The following is a 19,756-nucleotide window of genomic DNA, read 5'->3' on the forward strand; positions in this document are numbered from 1 at the left end:
AAGTTTGCCTGTACGTAAAATTATTTTAGCAGCAAGAATAGCAATGCGGTCGCGTTTGGCAAGGCGAAGGTGGCACAAGTGCTACGCCAACTCCTCGGAATGGCTGATCTCGACGCCGTATTCGGCAGCGGCATCAAGCATCGTGTGCCATAGGCTTTCGGCGAAGGTCGCAAACACCAGAAGGCTGAACACAGCCTGTCCGTCAGGCCGGTCGTCACCGCGCCAGAGCGTGACGCTGGTGTGATCCATCGAGGTCGCGGCAGCCGAGCCGATGGGGAATACTTCCGGGTGCAGGTCGATCGACGACAGCTTGGCCAGCATGATGCGCGCCTTCGATCCGGCAATGTTGATCAGAGCGCGGGCATGCGACTGGTCCGACAGCGAGGCGGGGCCGGACAATGCCGGCGCCAGCGTTTGCATTGTGTGCTTGCCGCCCTTCGACAGCACGAAAAACTGATCCGGCCCGGACCAGATCAGTATGGCGTCCGAGGTCTGCACCGCCTTTGGCGCATTCGGAGCCGCCACACCGAAACGGGCCTTTGCCGCCTTTGCCAGTTCAGCCGCTTGACCGCGCCGCGCCATCACCTGGATCAGATCGAAATCGCGGATCTCGGTCAGGGAGACGCCGGCCTCGGTGCCGCGTGCTCCATGCGCACCGGCGACCAGCGCGTGTTCGAGCGGACTGCGGGAACCCCAGGAAAAATCAGCCACGCTGGCGTCCTCCATCCGGATCGTAGAAGACGGGATTGCACAGTTCGACATCGTAGTCTTCGCCGCGCAGCGGATCATGCGCATGAACGATTTCACCGATGCGCTCGCGCCCGCGCTCGACGAGGCCGAGCCCGATCCACTGGTCTGATGTCGGCGAGAAACACACCGAGGTGACGTAGCCCTGGTCGTTGCCCGGGCCGGGTGTCTGGCCCTTCGGGATGATGTGCGCGCCGGACCGCAGCCGGCGTGCCTTGTCGGTCGGTTTGATGCCGACGACGACCTGCCGGTCCGGCGCGACCAGCGCCTCGCGCCCGGCCATGACGCGGCCGATATAGTCCTTCTTGGCCGACATCATCTTGCCCAGGCCAAGATCGGCCGCCGTTGTCGTTCCGCTCAGCTCTGGTCCGGCGACGTGACCCTTTTCGACCCGCATGACGCCAAGCGCCTCGGTGCCGTAAGGCGTCACGCCGAACGGCGCGCCCGCCAGCATCAGGTTGCGTGCCATGGCATCGCCGAGGCGTGCCGGCACGGAAATCTCGAACGCCATCTCACCTGAGAACGAGATGCGGAACAGCCGCGCCTTGATACCGCCGCGCAACGCCACTTCGCGGGCGCCCATGAACGGAAAGCCCTCGTTCGACAGGTCCTCGGCCGGATCGACGATTTCCTTCAGCAGCTCACGGGTCTTCGGTCCAGCGATCGAGAATTGCGCCCACTGGTCGGATACCGAGGTCAACTGCACGTCGAGTTCCGGAAACAGCACCTGCCGGCAGAACTCAAGATGCTGCATCACCAGTCCGGCCTTGGCCGTGGTGGTGGTCAGGAAATAGTGGTCCTCGGCCAGCCGCGAGGTCGTGCCGTCGTCATAGACGATGCCGTCCTCGCGCAGCATCAGCCCGTAGCGGGCCTTGCCCACGGCAAGATTGGAGAAGGTGTTGATGTAGACGCGATCGAGGAAGGCGCCGGCATCCGGGCCGTGCACGTCGATCTTGCCGAGCGTCGAGACATCGCAGAAGCCGACACCGCCGCGCACTGCCTTGACCTCGCGGGTCACCGATTCCAGCCAGTCCTTCTCGCCGGCGCGTGGATACCATTGCGCGCGCTTCCACAGGCCGGTGTCGACGAAGACAGCGCCTTGTTCCATGGCCCAGTGGTGCGACGGCGTCAGCCGCGTCGCATGGAAAGTCTCGTCGCGATGATGGCCGGCGAAGGCGCCAATGGCGACCGGCACATAGGGCGGCCGGTAGATCGTCGTGCCGGTCTCGGGGATGGACCGGCCGCTCACCGCCGCCATGATCGCAAGGCCGGCGACGTTCGAGGTCTTGCCCTGGTCGGTGGCCATGCCGAGCGTCGTATAGCGCTTCAGGTGCTCGACCGATTCAAAGCCTTCGCGCTGCGCCAGTTCGATGTCGGACGCGGTGACGTCGTGCTGGTAGTCGACAAAGGCCTTGCCCTTGCCGGTGACATGCCAGAGCGGGGTGAGCGAGAACGCTTCGTCGTCGGCGACCGGCGCGGTACCCGCCTTGCCGCTGTGTCCTGCGTCACGCGCCGCTGCTACACCCGCGGCAAACCCCTGGCTGAGGCACGCGCCGAGTCCGAAATCGCCGTTGGCAGCACCCGCTGCCACCATGCCGGGAGGTGCGCCATCCGGCACGAAGGCAGCGATGTCGTCGCGCCATTTCGGCCGGCCGCGATGATAGGAGGTCAGCCCGACTGCAGGGTTCCAGCCGCCGGAGACGGCAAGGCCGTCGGCCTCGACTTCGGCGCGTGCGCCGCCGGCGAGCGAGACGGCAATTTTCCTGACGCCATCCTTGCCGCCGTCGACGCCGCTGACGGAGCCGTGCAGCACAGGGAAGCCGCCCTTGGAGGCCAGCGAGCGATACGCTGCCGATACATCAGGCCGCGCGTCGATCACCGCCGCGATCTGCAGTCCAGCACCGAGCGCTGTCTCGACCGTGCGCCAGCCATCCTCATTGTTGGTGAACAGCGCGATGCGTTTTGCAGGCGCGGCGGCGTATCGCGCGACATAGGTCCGCATCGCCGAAGCCATCATCACGCCGGGCGTGTCATTGCCGGCAAAGACGATCGGTCGCTCAAGCGCGCCAGCGGCGACCACGCAGCGTTTGGCCACGATCCGCCACAGGCGCTGGCGCACCTGGTGCTCGGGCGGTGATGGCAAATGGTCGTTGACCCGTTCGATCGCGCCATAGGTGCCGCCATCATAGACGCCGAACAGCGTCGTGCGGGTCATGATGCGGACGTCGGGCATCGCCGCGAGTTCGGTCAGCGTCCGCGACAGCCACTCGGCTGCCGGAACGCCGTCGATCGTGCCGCCGTCCGAGAGCAGGCGGCCGCCGAGCGCAAAGTCCTCTTCGCACAGGATGACGCGGGCGCCGCTGCGTCCGGCGGCGAGTGCCGCCACCAGACCGGCCGGGCCGGAGCCGGCGATCAGCACATCGCAATGAGCCCAGGCCTTGTCGTAGTGGTCGGGATCGGCAACGCCGGCGGCGCGGCCAAGGCCGGCGGCGCGGCGGATCGCCGGCTCGTAGATCGCCTCCCAGAATTTCGCCGGCCACATGAAGGTCTTGTAGTAGAAGCCGGCGACGAAGATCGGCGCGAACAGCTGGTTGACCGACATCACGTCGTGGCGCAGCGACGGCCAGCGGTTCTGGCTTGCGGCCTCGAGCCCCTCATAGAGTTCGGCGGTCGTTGCCTTGGTGTTCGGCTCGCGCCTGGCGCCCGTGCGCAATTCGACCAGCGCGTTGGGCTCTTCCGAGCCTGCGGTCAGGATACCGCGCGGGCGATGGTATTTGAACGAACGGCCGACCAGCTTGACGCCATTGGCGATCAGTGCGGAGGCGAGCGTGTCGCCCTGGAATCCGGAAAATGTCCTGCCGTCGAAGCGGAAGTTCAGCGACGCCGAGCGGTCGATGAGACCACCGGAAGCGAGACGATGGGACTGGCTGGATGTCACGATTGCCGGCCTCTCATCGATTCGATGTCATGCATGAGCGTCGCGCTGCCCCTTACCCTCCCCCTTGTGGGGAGGGTCGCTGCGAAGCAGCGGGGTGGGGGGGCGGCGCCGACCCCCACCCGGACCTGCGGTCCTAGCTCCCCACAAGGGGGAGGGAGGGGGCTGGCGCTCTTCACGACGGCGCTGACTTGGACAGGAAGATTCATTTCACTGCCTGCCTCGCCCCGGCGCCCGCTGCCGGCTCGACAGCGGAAATCTCGTGCGTCAGCGTGTTGCGGGCGACCTTCAGCCAGGCCCGGCAGCCGCCGCCGTGGTACCAGTGTTCGCTCGTTTCACCGGCGACATTGTCGCGCAGATAGACATAATCGAACACCTCGTCTTCCGAAGCGCCGGCCACTGGCCGCACCGGCTTGGCGTCGCCGAGATAGGTGAACTCGCCGAGTTCGCGTTCGCCGCAGAAGGGACAGACAATGCGCATGACTTCTTGACCGTCCTCAGTGCAGGTTCGGTTGGGCACCCTGGCCCTTTTCATCGATCATCGCACCGCGCCGGAAGCGGTCGAGGCGGAACCTTGCGGCCTCCTCGTGCGGCGTGTCGCGGGCCAGAAGATGGGCAAACACAAAGCCTGAGCCCGGCGTCGCCTTGAAGCCGCCATAGCACCAGCCGGCATTGAGGTAGAGGCCGTCCACCGGGCTCTTGTCGATGATCGGCGAGCCGTCCATCGACATGTCCATGATGCCGCCCCACTGGCGCAGCAGCCGCACGCGGCCGATCATCGGCATCAGCGCCATGCCGCCTTCGCAGACGTCCTCCATCACAGGCATGTTGCCGCGCTGGGCGTAGGAATTGTAGCCATCGATGTCGCCGCCGAAGACCAGCCCGCCCTTGTCCGACTGGCTGACGTAGAAATGGCCGGCGCCGAAGGTCATGACGTTGGGCAGCAGCGGCTTGATGGCCTCGGAGACGAAGGCCTGCAGCACGTGGCTTTCGATCGGCAGGCGCAGGCCCGCCATCGCCGCGACGCGCGAGGAACTGCCGGCAACCGCCATGCCGACCTTGCCGGCGCCGATCTTGCCGCGCGAGGTCTCGACGCCGGTCACCTTGCCGTTGGCGTCGCGCACGAAGCCGGTGACCTCGCAGTTCTGGATGATGTCGACGCCGAGCGTGCTCGCAGCGTGCGCATAGCCCCAGACCACGGCGTCGTGCCGTGCCGTGCCGCCGCGCCGCTGCAGCAATCCACCTTGCACGGGAAAACGCGCATTGTCGAAATTCAGGAACGGCATCATCTTCTTGACCGCGGCGAGGTCGAGCAGTTCGGCGTCGATGCCGTTGATGCGCATCGTGTTGCCCCGCCGCGCATAGGCGTCGCGCTGCGCGTCCGAGTGATAGAGGTTGACGACGCCGCGCTGGCTGACCATCGCGTTGTAGTTGAGGTCCTGCTCCATCCGCTCCCACAGCTTCATCGACAATTCGTAGAAGCCGGTGTTGCCGGGCAGGCCGTAATTGGAGCGGATGATGGTGGTGTTGCGGCCGGCATTGCCGGAACCAATCCAGCCTTTTTCCAGCACGGCGACGTTTCTGATGCCGTATTCGCTGGCCAGGAACCAGGCGGTGGCCAAGCCATGGCCGCCACCGCCAATGATCACCACGTCGTAGCGGTCCTTCGGCGTGGCATCGCGCCAGGTGCGCTGCCAGTTCTTGTGGCCGGAAAGGGCGGCGCGTGCGAGCGAGAAGATCGAGTATTTCATGCGTTCATTCCGAGGTCGCTCGCACCGGCAGGACGGTTATATATCCAGCGTGTGGTCGCGCTCCCATTGCGTGAAGTGCGAAGCATAGGAATTCCATTCCTGGTGCTTCAGCTTTAGATAGGCCGACGAGAATTCCTCACCCAGCGCCGCCTTGAGCGATTTGTCCTTGTCGAACTCGCGCAAGGCGTCGAGCAGGTTGAGCGGCAGCTTCGGCGCGCCCTTCACCGTGTGACCGTGCTGGTACATGTCGATGTCGTAACGCTTGCCGGGGTCGGCCTTCGAGCGGATGCCGTCGAGGCCGGCGGCGATGATGACCGCCTGCAAGAGATAGGGATTGGCCGCGCCGTCGGGCAGGCGCAGTTCGAAACGGCCGGGGCCGGGCACGCGCACCATATGGGTGCGGTTGTTGCCAGTCCAGGTCACCGTGTTCGGCGCCCAGGTCGCGCCCGAAATCGTGCGCGGCGCGTTGATGCGCTTGTAGGAGTTGACCGTCGGGTTGGTGATCGCGGCCAAGGCCGAGGCATGCTTCATGATGCCGCCGAGGAAGTTCTTGCCCTTGGCGGAAAGGCCGAGTTCCATCGCATTGTCGGCGAAGACATTGGTCTTGCCGGCCTTGTCCCACACCGAGATATGGGCATGGCAGCCATTGCCGGTCAGGCCCTGGAAGGGTTTTGGCATGAAGGTCGCGCGCAGGCCATGCTTCTCCGCGATCGACTTGACCATGAACTTGAAGAAGGAGTGCTTGTCGGCGGTGGCGAGCGCATCGTCGAAGGCCCAGTTCATCTCGAACTGGCCGTTGGCATCCTCGTGGTCGTTCTGGTAGGCGCCCCAGCCGAGCGCCAGCATGTGGTCGCAGATTTCGGCGATGACGTCGTAACGGCGCATCACCGCTTGCTGGTCGTAGCAAGGCTTCGACGCGGTGTCGTATTCGTCGGAGATCGTCTTGCCGTCGGGCGAGATCAGGAAGAATTCGGCCTCGACGCCGGTCTTCACATGCATGCCGTCGCTGGCGGCTTCCGCAATCAGCCGTTTCAGCGTGTTGCGCGGCGCCTGGTCGACCTCCTTGTCGTCCATGATGCAGTTGGCGGCGACCCAGGCGACATCGGGCTTCCATGGCAGCTGGATGACCGAAGCCGGGTCCGGCACCGCCAGCATGTCAGGATGCGCCGGCGTGAGATCCAGCCAGGTGGCGAACCCGGCGAAGCCGGCGCCGTCCTTCTGCATGTCGGCGATCGCCTGCGCCGGCACCAGCTTGGCACGCTGGCCACCGAACAGGTCGGTGTAGGAAATCATGAAATACTTGACGCCGTTCTCTTTGGCGAATGCGGCGAGATCGTTCCCCATTATAGTTCCTCGCTTATGGTATTTTTGGTGGTCTGATGTCTTAGAAGCCGTTCTTCCCCGGTATCCAGTTGGTGCCGGCCAGTGGCACGCCGGCCATGGCGGCGGCCTCGATCGTCAGGGCGACGAGGTCCTCGGGTTCGAGATTGTGCAGGCTGTTCTTGCCGCAGGCGCGCGCGATGGTCTGCGCCTCGAGCGTCATCACCTTGAGGTAGTTCGCCAGCCGGCGTCCGGCGGCCACCGGGTCGACCCGCTTCATCAGTTCGGGGTCCTGCGTGGTGATACCCGCGGGGTCGCGTCCCTCGTGCCAGTCGTCATAGGCGCCGGCCGTGGTGCCGAGCTCGTTGTACTCCGCCTCCCAGCGCGGATCGTTATCACCAAGCGCGACAAGGGCGGCTGTGCCGATCGACACGGCGTCGACGCCCAGCGCCAGCGCCTTGGCGACATCGGCGCCGTTGCGGATGCCGCCGGAGACGATCAGCTGCACCTTGCGGTGCATGCCGAGATCCTGCAGCGCCTGCACCGCCGGCCTGATACAGGCGAGCGTCGGCTGGCCGACATTCTCGATGAACACTTCCTGCGTGGCGGCCGTGCCGCCCTGCATGCCGTCGACGACGACGACATCGGCGCCGGCCTTCACCGCAAGGGCTGTATCGTAATAGGGGCGCGCGCCGCCGACCTTGACGTAGATTGGCTTTTCCCAGTCGGTAATTTCGCGCAGTTCGAGGATCTTGATCTCGAGATCGTCGGGGCCGGTCCAGTCCGGATGGCGTGAGGCCGAGCGCTGGTCGATGCCTTTCGGCAGCGTGCGCATTTCGGCGACGCGGTCGGAGATCTTCTGGCCGAGCAGCATGCCGCCGCCACCGGGCTTGGCGCCCTGGCCGACAACGACCTCGATGGCATCGGCCCGGCGCAGGTCGCGCGGGTTCATGCCATAGCGGGATGGCAGGTATTGATAGACCAGCGTCTTGGAATGGCCGCGCTCTTCCTCGGTCATGCCGCCATCGCCCGTGGTGGTCGAGGTGCCGGCCAGCGTCGCGCCGCGGCCGAGGGCTTCTTTCGCCGGGCCGGACAACGAGCCGAAGCTCATCCCGGCGATGGTGATCGGGATCTTCAGTTCGATCGGCTTCTTGGCATGACGGGAGCCCAGCACGACACTGGTGTCGCAGCGCTCGCGATAGCCTTCGAGCGGATAGCGCGAGATCGAGGCGCCGAGGAACAAAAGGTCGTCGAAATGCGGCAGCTTGCGTTTGGCGCCACCGCCACGGATGTCATAGATGCCGGTTGCCGCGGCGCGGCGGATTTCGGAAAGCGTGTAGTCGTCGAAGGTCGCGGATTTACGCGGCGTCGTCGGCGGATTCTTGTAGGTCATGCTGCCTCAATACGCGTCGGCGTTGTCGATATTGAAATTGTAGAGCGTGCGCGCCGAGCCGTAACGCTTGAATTCCGTCGGCTTGACGCCGGTGATGCCGGCGCGGTCGAGCAGGCCCTGCAGCAATTCCAGATGTTCGGGCCGCATCTCCTTGGCGATGCAGTCGGCGCCGAGGCTGCCGACCTTGCCGCGCACGAAAAGCCGCGCCTCGTAGATGGAATCGCCCAGCGCATCGCCGGCGTCGCCCAGCACCACCAGATTGCCGGACTGCGCCATGAAGGCCGACATATGGCCGATATTGCCGCGCACGACGATGTCGATGCCTTTCATCGAGATGCCGCAGCGCGACGACGCGTTGCCTTCGATGACCAGCAGTCCACCCCGGCCGGTGGCGCCGGCATACTGGCTCGCGTCGCCCTTGATGATGATCGAGCCCGACATCATGTTCTCGCCGACGCCGGGTCCCGCCGAGCCATGAACGGTGATAGTGCTGCCGGAATTCATGCCGCCACAATAATAGCCGACGCTGCCGCGCACATCGATGGTGACCGGCTGATCGACGCCGACGGCGACCGAATGATTGCCCTTCGGGTTCAGCACTTCCCATGCCGTTTCATTCGAGCCGGGCGTCAGGTTGTGCAGCGCCTGGTTGAGTTCGCGCAGCGACATGACGTCGAGGTCGAAGACGCGCGCGTGGCTTTGGTCGCGCGTTGCCTTGGAGGTTGCCGGCATGAACTCAATGCTCCCAGAAATAGACGGTTGCGGGCTCCGGTTCCCAGACCCTCGCATTGTCTATGCCGGGCAGTTTGGTCAGCGCGCGATACTCCGAGCCGAAGGCGACATACTGGTCGGTCTCGGCCATGACGGCGGGCTTGCAGGCGATCGGATCGCGCACGACGCCAAAACCGTTCTTGGTGCCGACGACGAAGGTGAAGAAGCCGTCGAGGTCGGAGAGCGTGCCTTTCAGCGCTTCGCCCAGGTTCTTGCCATGCGCCATCTGCGAGGAGAGATAGGCGGCGGCGACTTCGGTGTCGTTCTCGGTCTCGAATTTCATGCCTTCGCGCACCAGCTCGCGGCGGACATTGTTGTGGTTCGACAGCGAGCCATTGTGCACCAGGCACTGGTCGGCGCCGGTCGAGAACGGATGCGCGCCCATCGTCGTCACCGCTGATTCCGTCGCCATGCGGGTATGGCCGATGCCATGCGTGCCAGTCATGCTGCGGACATCGAAGCGATTGACCACCGCTTCCGGCATGCCGACCTCCTTGTAGATTTCGACGACATCGCCGGCGCCCATGACGCGGATGTCGGGGCGCAGTGCCTGGATGGCCTCTCGCGCTTCGTCGATCTTGGCGGGCGTGGTCCTGACCACGGCATGGGTCGATTTCACCACGATGCTCACCGGCGTTCCGATGGCCTTGGCGAGTTCGGTGTCGAGGCCGCGGAAATCGCGCTCCGGCCTGGCCGACTGGATGGTGATCTTGGCCTCATTCTTGGAAGGCGCACCGTAGATGGCGATGCCGGCGCTATCCGGGCCGCGATCGCTGAGCGAGATCAGCATTTCGGACAGCATCGAGCCGAGCTGGGGCTCAAGCGACTTGTCCTTCAAAAACAGTCCGACGATTCCACACATGTCAGCCTCCCGGCGTTTGTAGCTAGAAGATGATGTATCGAATGAGTCCCACAAATTCAATCATATGAAAAAAATATTCCTCTAGTTACGTATGCGGCTCAATGCCGCCATGCGCACTATCGCTGCCCTGCCGGGCATTGTGAACCCATTGGGCATGGCGGATGCGGGCCAACTTGTAGGCATCGAGGACCGACAAGGCATAGATCAGGAAGCCACCCGCATGGCGGCCGACGAAGCTGGCATCAGGCGGGGCGATCTTGGCTGTCACCCATGCCAGGATCACCATGAAGAAAAGAAACTGCAAGCCTCGCACCGGCACGCCGAGAATGACGTGTCCGCTAGCCGGCAAGACAATCGCGGCGCCGAGAACGGCATACGGATTTGCCGGGGCGGGCGGGGCGGTGGAGCTGGTCATACGGCTTGCCGTTCGTTTCTGTTGATGGCGTCACGAAGCGTCGACGCTGATTCCAGCAGTTCCTCGATCAGCGCCGGGTCCAGCGTGGCGTCGCCAAATTCGGCCTGCCGGAAGACGCCGTAGCGTGCGCGTTCGGCCTCCGCCAGCAGCCAGACGATGCGCACTCCGTTCGGAGTGATCAGCAGTTCCTTGGCGCGCCCTTCGCCAAAAATCCCCAGGTGATCGGCGATGATCTCCTGCGGGAAGCGAACGCCTTTGCGATCCGTCCGCACCACGGCCTCGGCCGGCAATGCCGAACTCTTCGGCAGCGTGTGATCGAGATGATCGAAATTGGAGAAGGTCGTTGGCGAACCCGGCCGCATCATCATGTCGAACGTAGCTGGCACCGCCACCTTTTCGGTGATCGAGACGCTCAGCCAGCGCGCCGGAAGTTTTCTCGTCGCCAGCGTGTCGATGATGGTGCGTACCTGGACGCGCCGTCCATTCCATGATCCTTCCCAGGTGATGACACCGGCGGTGCCGTCCGAAACATCGGCTGCGTCGGCAATGACGGTGCGGATGTTGGCTTGCTCGGCGGCGAGCGCCGCTGCCGCCTTGTTGCGGCTGGCACGCGCCAGCCAGGCAAGGTGAAGGACGAGAGCCAGGACAATTGCCCCGGCAAGCAGTGCTGACGTCACCTCGGACACCTTGTCATGCCATGCCCGCCCGGATTCTGGACGGGCCTTCTCCCATCAATAGCCCTGCGGCCTCGGCCACGGCATGGTGAACTGGTCGCCGCGCCGCACGAATTTGTAGCGGTAGAAATGGAACCACAGCGAGATCAGGAAATAGAAGGCGACCATGGCGATCAGCTGCGAACCGAAGCCGAGGAAGATGGCGAAGTAGGTGACTACGCACAGGCAGAACAGCACGATCGCCGGCAGCGGATGGAAGGGGTGCGTGTAGCCGCGGCGGATCGAGGCGAGCGGCCACTTCTTCCTGAACATGACGATGTTGATGCTCATGAAGGTGTATTGCAGCACGCCCGACAGGATCGAGAAGGTGATCGCCTGGTTGAGGTCGGCGATGAAGGCGAAGGCAAGCGCGATCGGCAAAAGGAAGAGGATCGAGCGATAGGGGGTGCGATATCTCGGGTGCACCGCCGAGAACCAGCTCGGCAGATAACGGTCGCGGCCGAGCGAGAACCAGGCGCGCGCCGCGTCGTTGATGCAGCCATTGGCCGACGCGAGCGCCGCCAGCAGCGTGGCGACGAACAAGAGGTTCTCGAGCAGCGGGCTGCCGGTCAGCTTGCCGGCGTCCCACAGCGGATAATAGGTGATGCCGAGATATTCCCACGGCATCAGCGAGGCGCAGACATACCATGTCATGGCGGCGGCGATCAAAAGCGTGATCATGCCGGCCATGGTGCCGTAGGGCAGGGAGCGGGCCGGCGAGCGCACTTCCTCGGCCGCCTGCGTTGTGCCTTCGATGCCGAGATAAAACCAGATGCCGAACTGGAAGGCGGCGATGACGCCGATCCAGCCATAGGGCAGGGCGTTTTCGGGAGTGACCAGCTCGTTGAGTTTCAGCACGGCGCCTTGCGTCCATGGGCTGACCGAGAAGAACAGGATGACGATCGAGATATAGGCGATCGCGGTGATGACGAAGTTGACGTTGAGCGTCATCAGGACGCCGCGATAGTTGAGCCACGCCAGCACGACGATGGTCGCGGCGATGAAGGCATTGTGGTTGAGCCCTTCGACGCCGGCCTTGGCGACGATGGTGTCGCCGAGCAGGATGGCATCGGACACTTCCAGCATGGTGTAGGCGAAGACCAGGAACAGCGCGACGTTGAACGCCATCAGCGGTCCGACGATGTGCTTGGCCTGCGCGTATTGGCCTCCGGCGGCGGCGACGGTCGATGTCACCTCGGAATCGATCATGGCGACCGAGGTGTAGAGCAGCCCGACGATCCAGCACACGATCAGCGCCGCCAGCGCGCCGCCCTTGTCGGCGGCAAAATTCCAGCCGGTGAACTCGCCGACCAGCACGATGCCGACGCCGAGCGCCCAGACATGGGCTGGGCCAAGCACGCGCAGCAGTGAAACCCTGTCTCCGTGGATTACCGGTTCAAGCGTGATCGTCATTGTTCAATCCCCACTCAGATCCGGTGTTTTTCGGAAACGGCTTCAAGCTCGCCTTCGCGTGAGGAAGTCAGGACATCCTCGGTGTAGGTGGTATCCACCTTGAACCAGTCGTAGAGCATCCACAGCGCGAGCACGATCGATATGCCCCAAGATGCGTAAGAGAGTGCCACCCACATGATGCGTCCCCCGGATTACTTGTCGTCGAACTTTTCGTTGATGACGTCGCGATATTCGCGGTCGGATGCGCGGAACAGGAACACGAAATAGCCGATCAGCACCGCTGCCATGATGATCAGCGTCGGCCAGTCGATCACATAATGGAAACGGTTCTGGATGATGTCGTGCGCCGTCTCCGGCGTGTAGCCGAGCCTTTCCCAGATCGAGGCCATCGTCGGGTTCTGGCCAAGCGCTTCCCAGGTCTTTGCGTCGAGTACATCGATGGACTTCGCCGCTCCGGCGAGCCCCAGCTTCAGCGGCAACCACAGCGCCACGAATATGGCGACGACCACGACGACGATATCGAAGATCTGCCCGGCCTTGCTCTGCTCCGGCGGCGTGTAGCGGGACATGCTTTCTACCCCTCAGGACTTGCGGTTGCGGAATGCGTCGGCGTTCTTGATGTCGAGCCCGTAGATGAAGTCCTTGTCTTCCTTGTAGTGCTTGACCATCGCCAGGATGGCGGCCGTGTTGAAGATCAGCACCGCGGCGGCGGCGATCGCCACCACGAGCTTGATCCCGGCGTCGGGTATGTGTGGCCAGGTCATCAGCAGGACGAAGAGGATCGTCGCCCACAGGCAGATGATCAGCAGCGCGGATCCGCGCAGGTCGGAACGGTACAGCGCTTCGACGCGCTGCTGCAGGTCTGACATCGGTTTTCCCCTTTTTGCCGACGCCCGGTTCCGAATCCACCGCCCGCCGCTCTCTTTCAAGAGAGTGAAATTTTTTTCATAAGTTCAGGCCGAATTCTCCAATTGTCAAGATGAATTTACGTTGAGTTAACCGTTCGGTTCGGCGGTCGATTTTGCCTGACAATGAAATTATTTGCTTGCAGGGGATTGCAGGCCTCCTGCGTTTACGATCAATATTCGACCAAAGCTCCGGCCTGTGCGCAAAGGAGCAGGGAACAGCAGGATTTTCGGACGGAGGACGAGCGGATGACGGCATCCTGGAGATTTTCGACCCTGGCGGATCGCCATCGCGCGCTGGGCTCGAAGCTCGAAGACTGGAGCGGCATGGGCACCGCCTGGACCTACGACAAGGATGCCGACGAGGAGTACATCGCCATCCGCACCAAGGCCGGGTTGATGGATGTGTCGGGCCTGAAGAAGGTCCACATCACCGGGCCGCACGCCTCGCATCTGATCGACCTTGCCACCACGCGCGACGTGGAGAAGATCTATCCTGGCAAGTCGGCCTATGCCTGCATGCTGAACGAGGCGGGAAAATTCACCGACGACTGCATCCTCTACCGCACCGGCCCGAACGCGTGGATGGTCGTGCATGGCTCGGGCACCGGCCATGAGGAATTGCAGCGTGCTTCCGTGGGACGTGACGTCTCATTGCGCTTCGACGACAATCTGCACGACCTGTCGCTGCAGGGGCCGACATCAGTCGACTATCTGGCCAGGCATGTACCGGGCATCCGCGACCTCAACTATTTCCATCACATGCAGACGCAACTGTTCGGCTTGCCCGTGATGATCTCGCGCACCGGCTACACCGGCGAACGCGGCTACGAGATATTCTGCCGTGGCCAGGATGCCGGCACCATCTGGGACCGGATTCTCGACGAGGGCAAGAGCGCCGGCATCATTCCGTGCCGCTTCACCACGCTCGATATGCTGCGCGTCGAAAGCTACCTCTTGTTCTACCCCTACGACAATTCGCAGAAGTACCCGTTCGCCAATGAAGGCCCCGGCGACACGCTGTGGGAACTCGGCCTCGACTTCACCGTCAGCCCGGGCAAGACCGGCTTCCGCGGCGCCGAGGAGCACTATCGCCTCAAAGGCAAGGAGCGCTTCAAGATCTACGGCGTCCTGCTCGACGGCAAGCAACCGGCCGACGAGGGCGCGCCGGTCTATCGCGACGGCAGACAAGTCGGCGTGGTGACCTGCGCCATGTATTCGCCGCTGGTCAAGAAATCGATGGGCATCGCCCGCCTCGACGTCGACTGCGCGGTCAAGGACACCAGCCTGGAAATCCGCAACAAGAGCGGCGCCGTCAAGGCGACGGCGCAGCCGCTTCCCTTCGATGATCCCAAGAAGACCAAGCGCACGGCGAAAGGTTGAGGCATAGTCGACAGCGAGGGGTTCGAGGCACGAAGACTTAAATGGCAGCCAAAAGCATCATCAGCCGGCCCGTTTACGGAACCTTGTCTCCGCAACCCGGCAAGCACCATCTTTTCATCGCCGATGCCGAGGGTGCGCTCGCCATATCGGATATGGCCGGGAGAGCCCCCGCCGGATTTTTCGACGGCGCCGAAATCGACTTCATTCCAGGGCCTGGCGGCAAGCACATCGCCGCCCTCGAAGCGCTGAAGCCGGCACAGTTTCATCAGGCGCCGTCCTTCGCCAGCCTGTTGCCCCGGTTGAAGCAGACGCTGGCCAACGCGCACATGGGGTTGCGTCTCTACCTTGCCGGCACCGAAGGCCTGATCGGCCAGGCCATGCAGGTGGCACTCGAGGCCGGCATCGACCACACCTCGATCCAGACCGAGCATCGCGGCTCGCTGGCGCGCCGCATGCAGTGCGTCCACTGCAAGGGCATCACCGAGAATGTGACGACACAGCCGGCGACCTGCGCGCATTGCGGCCTGCTGCTTCTGGTGCGCGATCACTATTCCAGGCGCGTCGCCGCCTTCCAGGGTGTGTGCATCAACGCCGAGGATCGCAGCGAAATCCCTCCGATGGAGGAGATATTCCGATGAGCACCGGCACCACCAAGCTCGATGTCGTGGTCAGCGACGTCGTCCCGGTCAACGAGTTGGTCACCCGCTTTCATTTCCGCCGGCGCGACGGGCAACTGTTGCCGACTTTTTCCGGCGGCGCCCATGTCGTGGTCGAGATGCGCGACGGCGGGCGCACCCGGCTCAATCCCTATTCGCTGATGGGCTCGCCGCTCGACACGCGCGAATACACGATCAGCGTGCGCCGCGACGATGTCGGCCGCGGCGGTTCGCTGTTCATGCACAGGAGCGTCAGACCCGGGCTGGAGATGGTCATCAGCTATCCGGTCAACCTGTTCTCGCTCGACCTGCGCGCCAGGAAGCACCTGATGCTGGCGGGCGGCATCGGCATCACACCGTTCATGGCGCAGACCGCGCAACTGGCAGCGGAAGGCGGCAATTTCGAACTGCACTACACTTGCCGCACCGCTTCGCTCGGCACCTATGCCGATGTGCTGCGGGAGCGCTACGACCGCCGCATCAGGCTCTATCACGATGACCTCGATGAACGCATCGAACTCGACCGGCTGCTGTCGACGCAACCGCTCGGCACGCATCTTTACGTCTGCGGCCCGGCCGGCATGATCAACTGGGTGCGCGACCGGGCAGCCGCGCTGGGCTGGCCGGCGGAGACCGTGCATTTCGAGCATTTCGCGGCACCCCAGCCCGGGCTGCCCTTCGACGTGACGCTTGCCGTCAGCGGCAAGACGACCAGGGTCGATGAACAGCAGAGCCTCCTGGAAGCGATCGAGGCGGCCGGCGTCGATCCGCCCTATCTCTGCCGTGGCGGCGTCTGCGGCCAGTGCGAAACCAATGTCATCTCGTATGACGGCAAGTTCATCCACAACGACCACTGGCTGAGCGAGGAAGACCACCGGTCGGGCTGCAAGATCATGCCGTGCGTGTCGCGCTTCGAGGGCCGGTCGCTGGTGCTGGAAAGATAGGAGGCGAGCTTGGGCATTACCTTTCGCAAGGAAACGTTCCGCGACGACTTCACCTTCAAGAACAGCCCGGAGCACATAAGGCGGTTTCCGTTCCCCTTCCACGAAGACGCCTACATGTATGCGGTCAACATCGAGCCGCATGTCGTTGGCCCGAAGGGCAGCGTGCTGGAGAACCTGATCGACGTCGACGAGCACTATGTCGCCGAGATGCAGGACCGTGCCTTGGTGCTGGCCGAGGACCCGTTGCGCTGCCAGTCGCTGCCGCACATGACGCTGGCCGGCTGGGACCTGCTGGAGCTTCTGATGGAGCAGCAGGCGCTGGGCTATCCCGAGCATTTCACGCTGACCCGCGACGGCGACCGCTGGCGCTGGATCAACCGGCCGCTCGGTATCGATGATACCTTCACCTTCGGCGACACCTCGACGCTGCCCTATGGACCGATGGAATATATCACCCGGCAAAGCCAGGGCGACTTCTGCATCCTCGACCAGCGCGACGGCAATCTGTGGATGGATGCCGGCATGGTCACGACGCAGGCCGACTGGTCGCTCGATTTCGACATCGGCATGAACTTCTTCGAGTGGCACGCGCCGGTGCCGCTGGCGCACGAAAAGGGGATCTTCACCCGGGCGCTGAAATTCCTCACCAACATCCAGCAAGGCAAGCCGGCGCGGCGCCTGAACTGGACGATGACCGTCAATCCTCGCCTCGATACAAGCCCGGAAAACTATCACAAATGGGGACCGGACCGGGCGACGGTGACGCCGGAGAATGTCGGCGACAAGGTGCATCTGCGCGTCGAGTTGCAGAGCTTCTGGCGGCTGCCGCGCTCGAACGGCATCGTCTTTCCGATCCGCTGCTATCTGATCAAGATGGATGAACTGGTGACGCAGCCGAAATGGGCAAGGCGCCTGCACCGCGTCATCCGCGACCTGCCCGACGAGCTTGCCAACTACAAGGGCCTGACCCGCTACCGGCCGACGCTGGTCGAGTGGCTGTCGAAGCTCGACGATGGCAGCCCGACGTCGCCGGGGTTCGGGCCGGACTGATCAAGACTTGGGTTCCTCGCCCCCGCAAAGGGGGGAGAGGTGGCCTCGAAGCGGCCGGAGAGGGGGCCTTCGTAGAGCGCGGTTCCCCCTCTCCGTCTCGGCTTCGCCGAGACACCTCCCCCCCATTTTCGTGGGGGCGAGGAACCCAAGCAACTCAACCAGCGCTGTTCTGCGGATAGCAGATGATCGAGAGGTAGCGCATCGGCAAAACGGTCAGCACTTCCGGTCCGTGCGGGGCGTCCGCATCGAAGAACAGGCTGTCACCGGGCTTCATCGGGTAGAGGTTGCTGCCGTGGCGGTAAACGACCTCGCCTTCGAGCATGTAGAGGAACTCCATGCCCTCGTGCTGGAAGGTCGGGAACACATCGGAATCCTCGGTCAGCGTGATCAGATACGGCTCGACGACGACGCCGCTGGTGTTGGAGCCGATATGGCCGAGCAAGTTGTACTGGTGGCCGGCGCGCGTGCCGCGGCGCTCGACATCGAGGCCTTCGCCGGCCTTGACGAAAACGGCGCTGCGCTCCTCCTCGAAGCGGCGGAAGAAGGCGGTGACGGGAACGCCAAGCGCCCTCGACAGCGCCTGCAAGGTGGTCAGCGACGGCGAGGTGATGCCGTTCTCGATCTTCGACAGCATGCCGAGCGAAATGTCGGTAGCAACCGCCAGGTCGGCAACGGTGATGCCGAGCTTCTTGCGGAACGCTCGCACCTCGCGACCGATCGCCACCTCCAGCACTTTCTCGCGGGTGTCGCGGATGGCGTGCGGGTTCTGGGTCAGCGGCGCCCGGATGGTTTTGCCCTCCACCGAGACCTTTGGCAGCGGCTTTGCCTTTGCACCGGCAGGGTTGGCGCCAGCCTTGGGATCAGAAGTTTTTTTCGCCATGTCGCCACCCCGGGCTCTGAAGATTTATTTCACCAGAGGTGAACATATTCGGTGCCGATACAGGAGCGCAACTGCGACGGCAAGCCGCTTGGGAGCGCATGCTCGCGATCCAGCGTTTGGCCGCGTTCGATTTCCGCGGGAAATCCGCCTTGGCGGAACGCTGTTTCAGCACGGAGGCTGTTGACAGCACGCAAGGGCCAATTACTGTCCTGTGAGTGAAATTTGTTTCGTTAGGGAAATCAGACCGGGAGGCCTGCAATGAAAAGTCGCGTTGCCGTCATCGGAGCCGGACCGTCCGGCCTGGCCCAGCTTCGAGCCTTCAAGTCGGCGGCGGACAAGGGTGCCGAGATTCCCGAGATCGTCTGCTTCGAAAAGCAGTCCGACTGGGGCGGGCTGTGGAACTACACCTGGCGCACCGGCCTCGACGAGCATGGCGACCCGGTGCACGGCTCGATGTACCGCTACCTGTGGTCGAACGGGCCGAAGGAATGCCTGGAATTCGCCGACTACACTTTCGAGGAGCATTTCGGCAGGCCGATCGGTTCCTATCCGCCGCGCGCCGTGCTTTGGGATTACATCAAGGGCCGCGTCGAAAAGTCCGGCGTGCGCAAATGGGTTCGCTTCAACAGCCCGGTGCGCATGGTGACGTTTTCGGGCGAGACGAAGAAATTCACCGTCACCGCGCATGACCGCACCAACGACGTCACCTATTCGGAAGAGTTCGACAATGTCGTCGTCGCTTCCGGGCATTTCTCGGTGCCCAACGTTCCCTATTTCGAAGGGTTTTCCACCTTCAACGGCCGCATCCTGCACAGCCATGATTTTCGCGATGCGATGGAGTTCAAGGGCAAGGACATATTGATCATCGGCCGCTCCTATTCGGCCGAGGACATCGGTTCGCAATGCTACAAATACGGCGCCAAGTCGATCACCTCCAGCTACCGCTCGAAGCCGATGGGCTTCAAATGGCCGGAGAATTGGAAGGAAGTGCCGCTGCTGCAGAAGGTCGTCGGCAAGACGGCCCACTTCAAGGACGGTACCACCAAGGATGTCGACGCCATCATCCTGTGCACCGGCTACCTGCATTCCTTCCCCTTCCTCACCGACGATCTGAAACTCAAGACCGCCAACCGCATGTGGCCGCTGGACCTCTATGAGGGCGTCGTCTGGGAGAAGAATCCGAAGCTGTTCTATATCGGCATGCAGGACCAGTTCTACACCTTCAACATGTTCGACGCGCAGGCCTGGTTCGCGCGCGATGTCATCATGGGCCGCATCAAGCTGCCCTCCGCCAAGGCGATGGCCGAGCACGGCGCCAAGTGGCGCGCGCGCGAGGAAACGCTGGAGGACGCCGAACAGATGATCTGGTTCCAGGGCGACTACACCAAGGAACTGATGGACCAGACCGACTACCCTGGTTTCGATGTCGAAGCGGTCAACCGGACCTTCATGGAGTGGGAGCACCACAAGGCGGAAAACATCATGGGCTTCCGCGACAATGCTTACCGCTCGCTGATGACCGGCACCATGGCGCCGCTGCACCATACGCCGTGGCTGCAGGCGCTGGACGATTCGATGGAGAGCTATCTCGAGGTCAAAGGGGTGGCGGCGGAATAGC

General features: G+C 63.4%; 20 protein-coding genes. 5 read left to right on the forward strand and 15 right to left on the reverse strand.

Features of this window, described 5'->3' with window-relative positions:
- Positions 1-81 precede the first annotated feature (81 nt).
- From OOJ09_RS01900 to OOJ09_RS01965, 14 genes are all read right to left on the reverse strand, one after another.
- The gene (locus OOJ09_RS01900) at positions 82-711 is read right to left on the reverse strand and encodes a sarcosine oxidase subunit gamma (RefSeq protein WP_269903566.1); all 630 of its coding nucleotides are present in this window, start codon (positions 709-711) and stop codon (positions 82-84) included.
- A complete protein-coding gene (locus OOJ09_RS01905) occupies positions 704-3,685 on the reverse strand; it encodes a sarcosine oxidase subunit alpha (RefSeq protein WP_269903567.1) in 2,982 nt (993 codons plus the stop codon). The genes OOJ09_RS01900 and OOJ09_RS01905 overlap by 8 nt, the downstream gene beginning before the upstream one ends.
- Positions 3,686-3,887: 202 nt before the next feature.
- Positions 3,888-4,163: a sarcosine oxidase subunit delta gene (locus OOJ09_RS01910; RefSeq protein WP_269903568.1), complete on the reverse strand. Its 276-nt coding sequence runs from the start codon at positions 4,161-4,163 to the stop codon at positions 3,888-3,890.
- A 16-nt stretch (positions 4,164-4,179) separates the two neighbouring features.
- On the reverse strand, positions 4,180-5,433 hold the full coding sequence (locus OOJ09_RS01915) for a sarcosine oxidase subunit beta family protein (RefSeq protein ID WP_269903569.1): 1,254 nt from the start codon (positions 5,431-5,433) through the stop codon (positions 4,180-4,182).
- 36 nt (positions 5,434-5,469) lie between these two features.
- A complete protein-coding gene (gene glnT, locus OOJ09_RS01920; RefSeq protein WP_269903570.1) occupies positions 5,470-6,777 on the reverse strand; it encodes a type III glutamate--ammonia ligase in 1,308 nt (435 codons plus the stop codon).
- A 40-nt stretch (positions 6,778-6,817) separates the two neighbouring features.
- The gene (locus OOJ09_RS01925; RefSeq protein ID WP_172351489.1) at positions 6,818-8,146 is read right to left on the reverse strand and encodes an FMN-binding glutamate synthase family protein; all 1,329 of its coding nucleotides are present in this window, start codon (positions 8,144-8,146) and stop codon (positions 6,818-6,820) included.
- Between the two features lie 6 nt (positions 8,147-8,152).
- A complete protein-coding gene (locus OOJ09_RS01930) occupies positions 8,153-8,878 on the reverse strand; it encodes a GXGXG domain-containing protein (protein ID WP_269903571.1) in 726 nt (241 codons plus the stop codon).
- Positions 8,879-8,882: 4 nt separating this feature from the next.
- Positions 8,883-9,779 carry a class II glutamine amidotransferase gene (locus tag OOJ09_RS01935; RefSeq protein WP_269903572.1) on the reverse strand — a complete coding sequence of 299 codons (897 nt, stop codon included), beginning with the start codon at positions 9,777-9,779 and terminating at the stop codon, positions 8,883-8,885.
- An 85-nt stretch (positions 9,780-9,864) separates the two neighbouring features.
- Complete coding sequence (locus tag OOJ09_RS01940; protein WP_269903573.1) at positions 9,865-10,194, reverse strand: hypothetical protein; 330 nt, start codon at positions 10,192-10,194, stop codon at positions 9,865-9,867.
- Positions 10,191-10,880, reverse strand: coding sequence for a hypothetical protein (locus tag OOJ09_RS01945; RefSeq protein WP_269903574.1), 690 nt, complete (start codon positions 10,878-10,880; stop codon positions 10,191-10,193). The genes OOJ09_RS01940 and OOJ09_RS01945 overlap by 4 nt, the downstream gene beginning before the upstream one ends.
- A 45-nt stretch (positions 10,881-10,925) precedes the next feature.
- Complete coding sequence (locus tag OOJ09_RS01950; protein WP_269903575.1) at positions 10,926-12,320, reverse strand: APC family permease; 1,395 nt, start codon at positions 12,318-12,320, stop codon at positions 10,926-10,928.
- Positions 12,321-12,334: 14 nt separating this feature from the next.
- Positions 12,335-12,496 (reverse strand): hypothetical protein, encoded by a 162-nt coding sequence (locus OOJ09_RS01955; RefSeq protein ID WP_172351483.1) that lies wholly within the window; start codon positions 12,494-12,496, stop codon positions 12,335-12,337.
- A 15-nt stretch (positions 12,497-12,511) separates the two neighbouring features.
- Positions 12,512-12,889: a hypothetical protein gene (locus tag OOJ09_RS01960; protein ID WP_256749873.1), complete on the reverse strand. Its 378-nt coding sequence runs from the start codon at positions 12,887-12,889 to the stop codon at positions 12,512-12,514.
- 12 nt (positions 12,890-12,901) lie between these two features.
- Positions 12,902-13,189, reverse strand: coding sequence for a hypothetical protein (locus tag OOJ09_RS01965; protein ID WP_269903576.1), 288 nt, complete (start codon positions 13,187-13,189; stop codon positions 12,902-12,904).
- 285 nt (positions 13,190-13,474) lie between these two features.
- On the opposite strand from OOJ09_RS01965, the gene OOJ09_RS01970 reads away from it, so the two are divergent.
- The 4 genes from OOJ09_RS01970 to OOJ09_RS01985 are packed head-to-tail and all read left to right on the forward strand — an operon-like array spanning position 13,475 to position 17,258.
- Entirely contained in the window at positions 13,475-14,608 is a 1,134-nt protein-coding gene (locus OOJ09_RS01970; protein ID WP_269903577.1) for an aminomethyltransferase family protein, read from the forward strand.
- A gap of 41 nt (positions 14,609-14,649) precedes the next feature.
- The gene (locus tag OOJ09_RS01975) at positions 14,650-15,246 is read left to right on the forward strand and encodes a dimethylamine monooxygenase subunit DmmA family protein (protein WP_269903578.1); all 597 of its coding nucleotides are present in this window, start codon (positions 14,650-14,652) and stop codon (positions 15,244-15,246) included.
- A complete protein-coding gene (locus OOJ09_RS01980; RefSeq protein WP_269903579.1) occupies positions 15,243-16,208 on the forward strand; it encodes a PDR/VanB family oxidoreductase in 966 nt (321 codons plus the stop codon). Before OOJ09_RS01975 ends, OOJ09_RS01980 begins: the two co-directional genes overlap by 4 nt.
- A 9-nt stretch (positions 16,209-16,217) precedes the next feature.
- A complete protein-coding gene (locus tag OOJ09_RS01985) occupies positions 16,218-17,258 on the forward strand; it encodes a heme-dependent oxidative N-demethylase family protein (RefSeq protein WP_269903580.1) in 1,041 nt (346 codons plus the stop codon).
- Positions 17,259-17,412: 154 nt separating this feature from the next.
- Here the strand turns inward: OOJ09_RS01985 and OOJ09_RS01990 are convergent, their stop codons facing one another.
- The gene (locus tag OOJ09_RS01990; RefSeq protein ID WP_269903581.1) at positions 17,413-18,138 is read right to left on the reverse strand and encodes a helix-turn-helix domain-containing protein; all 726 of its coding nucleotides are present in this window, start codon (positions 18,136-18,138) and stop codon (positions 17,413-17,415) included.
- A gap of 258 nt (positions 18,139-18,396) precedes the next feature.
- On the opposite strand from OOJ09_RS01990, the gene OOJ09_RS01995 reads away from it, so the two are divergent.
- A complete protein-coding gene (locus OOJ09_RS01995; RefSeq protein WP_269903582.1) occupies positions 18,397-19,755 on the forward strand; it encodes an NAD(P)-binding domain-containing protein in 1,359 nt (452 codons plus the stop codon).
- The last annotated feature ends 1 nt before the right edge of the window (position 19,756 follow it).

The organism is Mesorhizobium qingshengii (assembly GCF_027563465.1).
In the GTDB taxonomy this organism is placed as follows: Bacteria; Pseudomonadota; Alphaproteobacteria; order Rhizobiales; family Rhizobiaceae; genus Mesorhizobium; species Mesorhizobium qingshengii_A.

Bases quoted from the DNA above. Each gene is read 5' to 3' on its own strand.
- OOJ09_RS01910 (WP_269903568.1), bottom strand. From the start codon at position 4,163: ATGCGCATTGTCTGTCCCTTCTGCGGCGAACGCGAACTCGGCGAGTTC.
- OOJ09_RS01955 (WP_172351483.1), bottom strand. From the start codon at position 12,496: ATGTGGGTGGCACTCTCTTACGCATCTTGGGGCATATCGATCGTGCTC.
- OOJ09_RS01980 (WP_269903579.1), top strand. From the start codon at position 15,243: ATGAGCACCGGCACCACCAAGCTCGATGTCGTGGTCAGCGACGTCGTC.
- glnT (WP_269903570.1), bottom strand. From the start codon at position 6,777: ATGGGGAACGATCTCGCCGCATTCGCCAAAGAGAACGGCGTCAAGTAT.
- OOJ09_RS01970 (WP_269903577.1), top strand. From the start codon at position 13,475: ATGACGGCATCCTGGAGATTTTCGACCCTGGCGGATCGCCATCGCGCG.
- OOJ09_RS01935 (WP_269903572.1), bottom strand. From the start codon at position 9,779: ATGTGTGGAATCGTCGGACTGTTTTTGAAGGACAAGTCGCTTGAGCCC.
- OOJ09_RS01975 (WP_269903578.1), top strand. From the start codon at position 14,650: ATGGCAGCCAAAAGCATCATCAGCCGGCCCGTTTACGGAACCTTGTCT.
- OOJ09_RS01940 (WP_269903573.1), bottom strand. From the start codon at position 10,194: ATGACCAGCTCCACCGCCCCGCCCGCCCCGGCAAATCCGTATGCCGTT.
- OOJ09_RS01995 (WP_269903582.1), top strand. From the start codon at position 18,397: ATGAAAAGTCGCGTTGCCGTCATCGGAGCCGGACCGTCCGGCCTGGCC.
- OOJ09_RS01960 (WP_256749873.1), bottom strand. From the start codon at position 12,889: ATGTCCCGCTACACGCCGCCGGAGCAGAGCAAGGCCGGGCAGATCTTC.
- OOJ09_RS01950 (WP_269903575.1), bottom strand. From the start codon at position 12,320: ATGACGATCACGCTTGAACCGGTAATCCACGGAGACAGGGTTTCACTG.
- OOJ09_RS01915 (WP_269903569.1), bottom strand. From the start codon at position 5,433: ATGAAATACTCGATCTTCTCGCTCGCACGCGCCGCCCTTTCCGGCCAC.
- OOJ09_RS01930 (WP_269903571.1), bottom strand. From the start codon at position 8,878: ATGCCGGCAACCTCCAAGGCAACGCGCGACCAAAGCCACGCGCGCGTC.
- OOJ09_RS01990 (WP_269903581.1), bottom strand. From the start codon at position 18,138: ATGGCGAAAAAAACTTCTGATCCCAAGGCTGGCGCCAACCCTGCCGGT.
- OOJ09_RS01925 (WP_172351489.1), bottom strand. From the start codon at position 8,146: ATGACCTACAAGAATCCGCCGACGACGCCGCGTAAATCCGCGACCTTC.
- OOJ09_RS01965 (WP_269903576.1), bottom strand. From the start codon at position 13,189: ATGTCAGACCTGCAGCAGCGCGTCGAAGCGCTGTACCGTTCCGACCTG.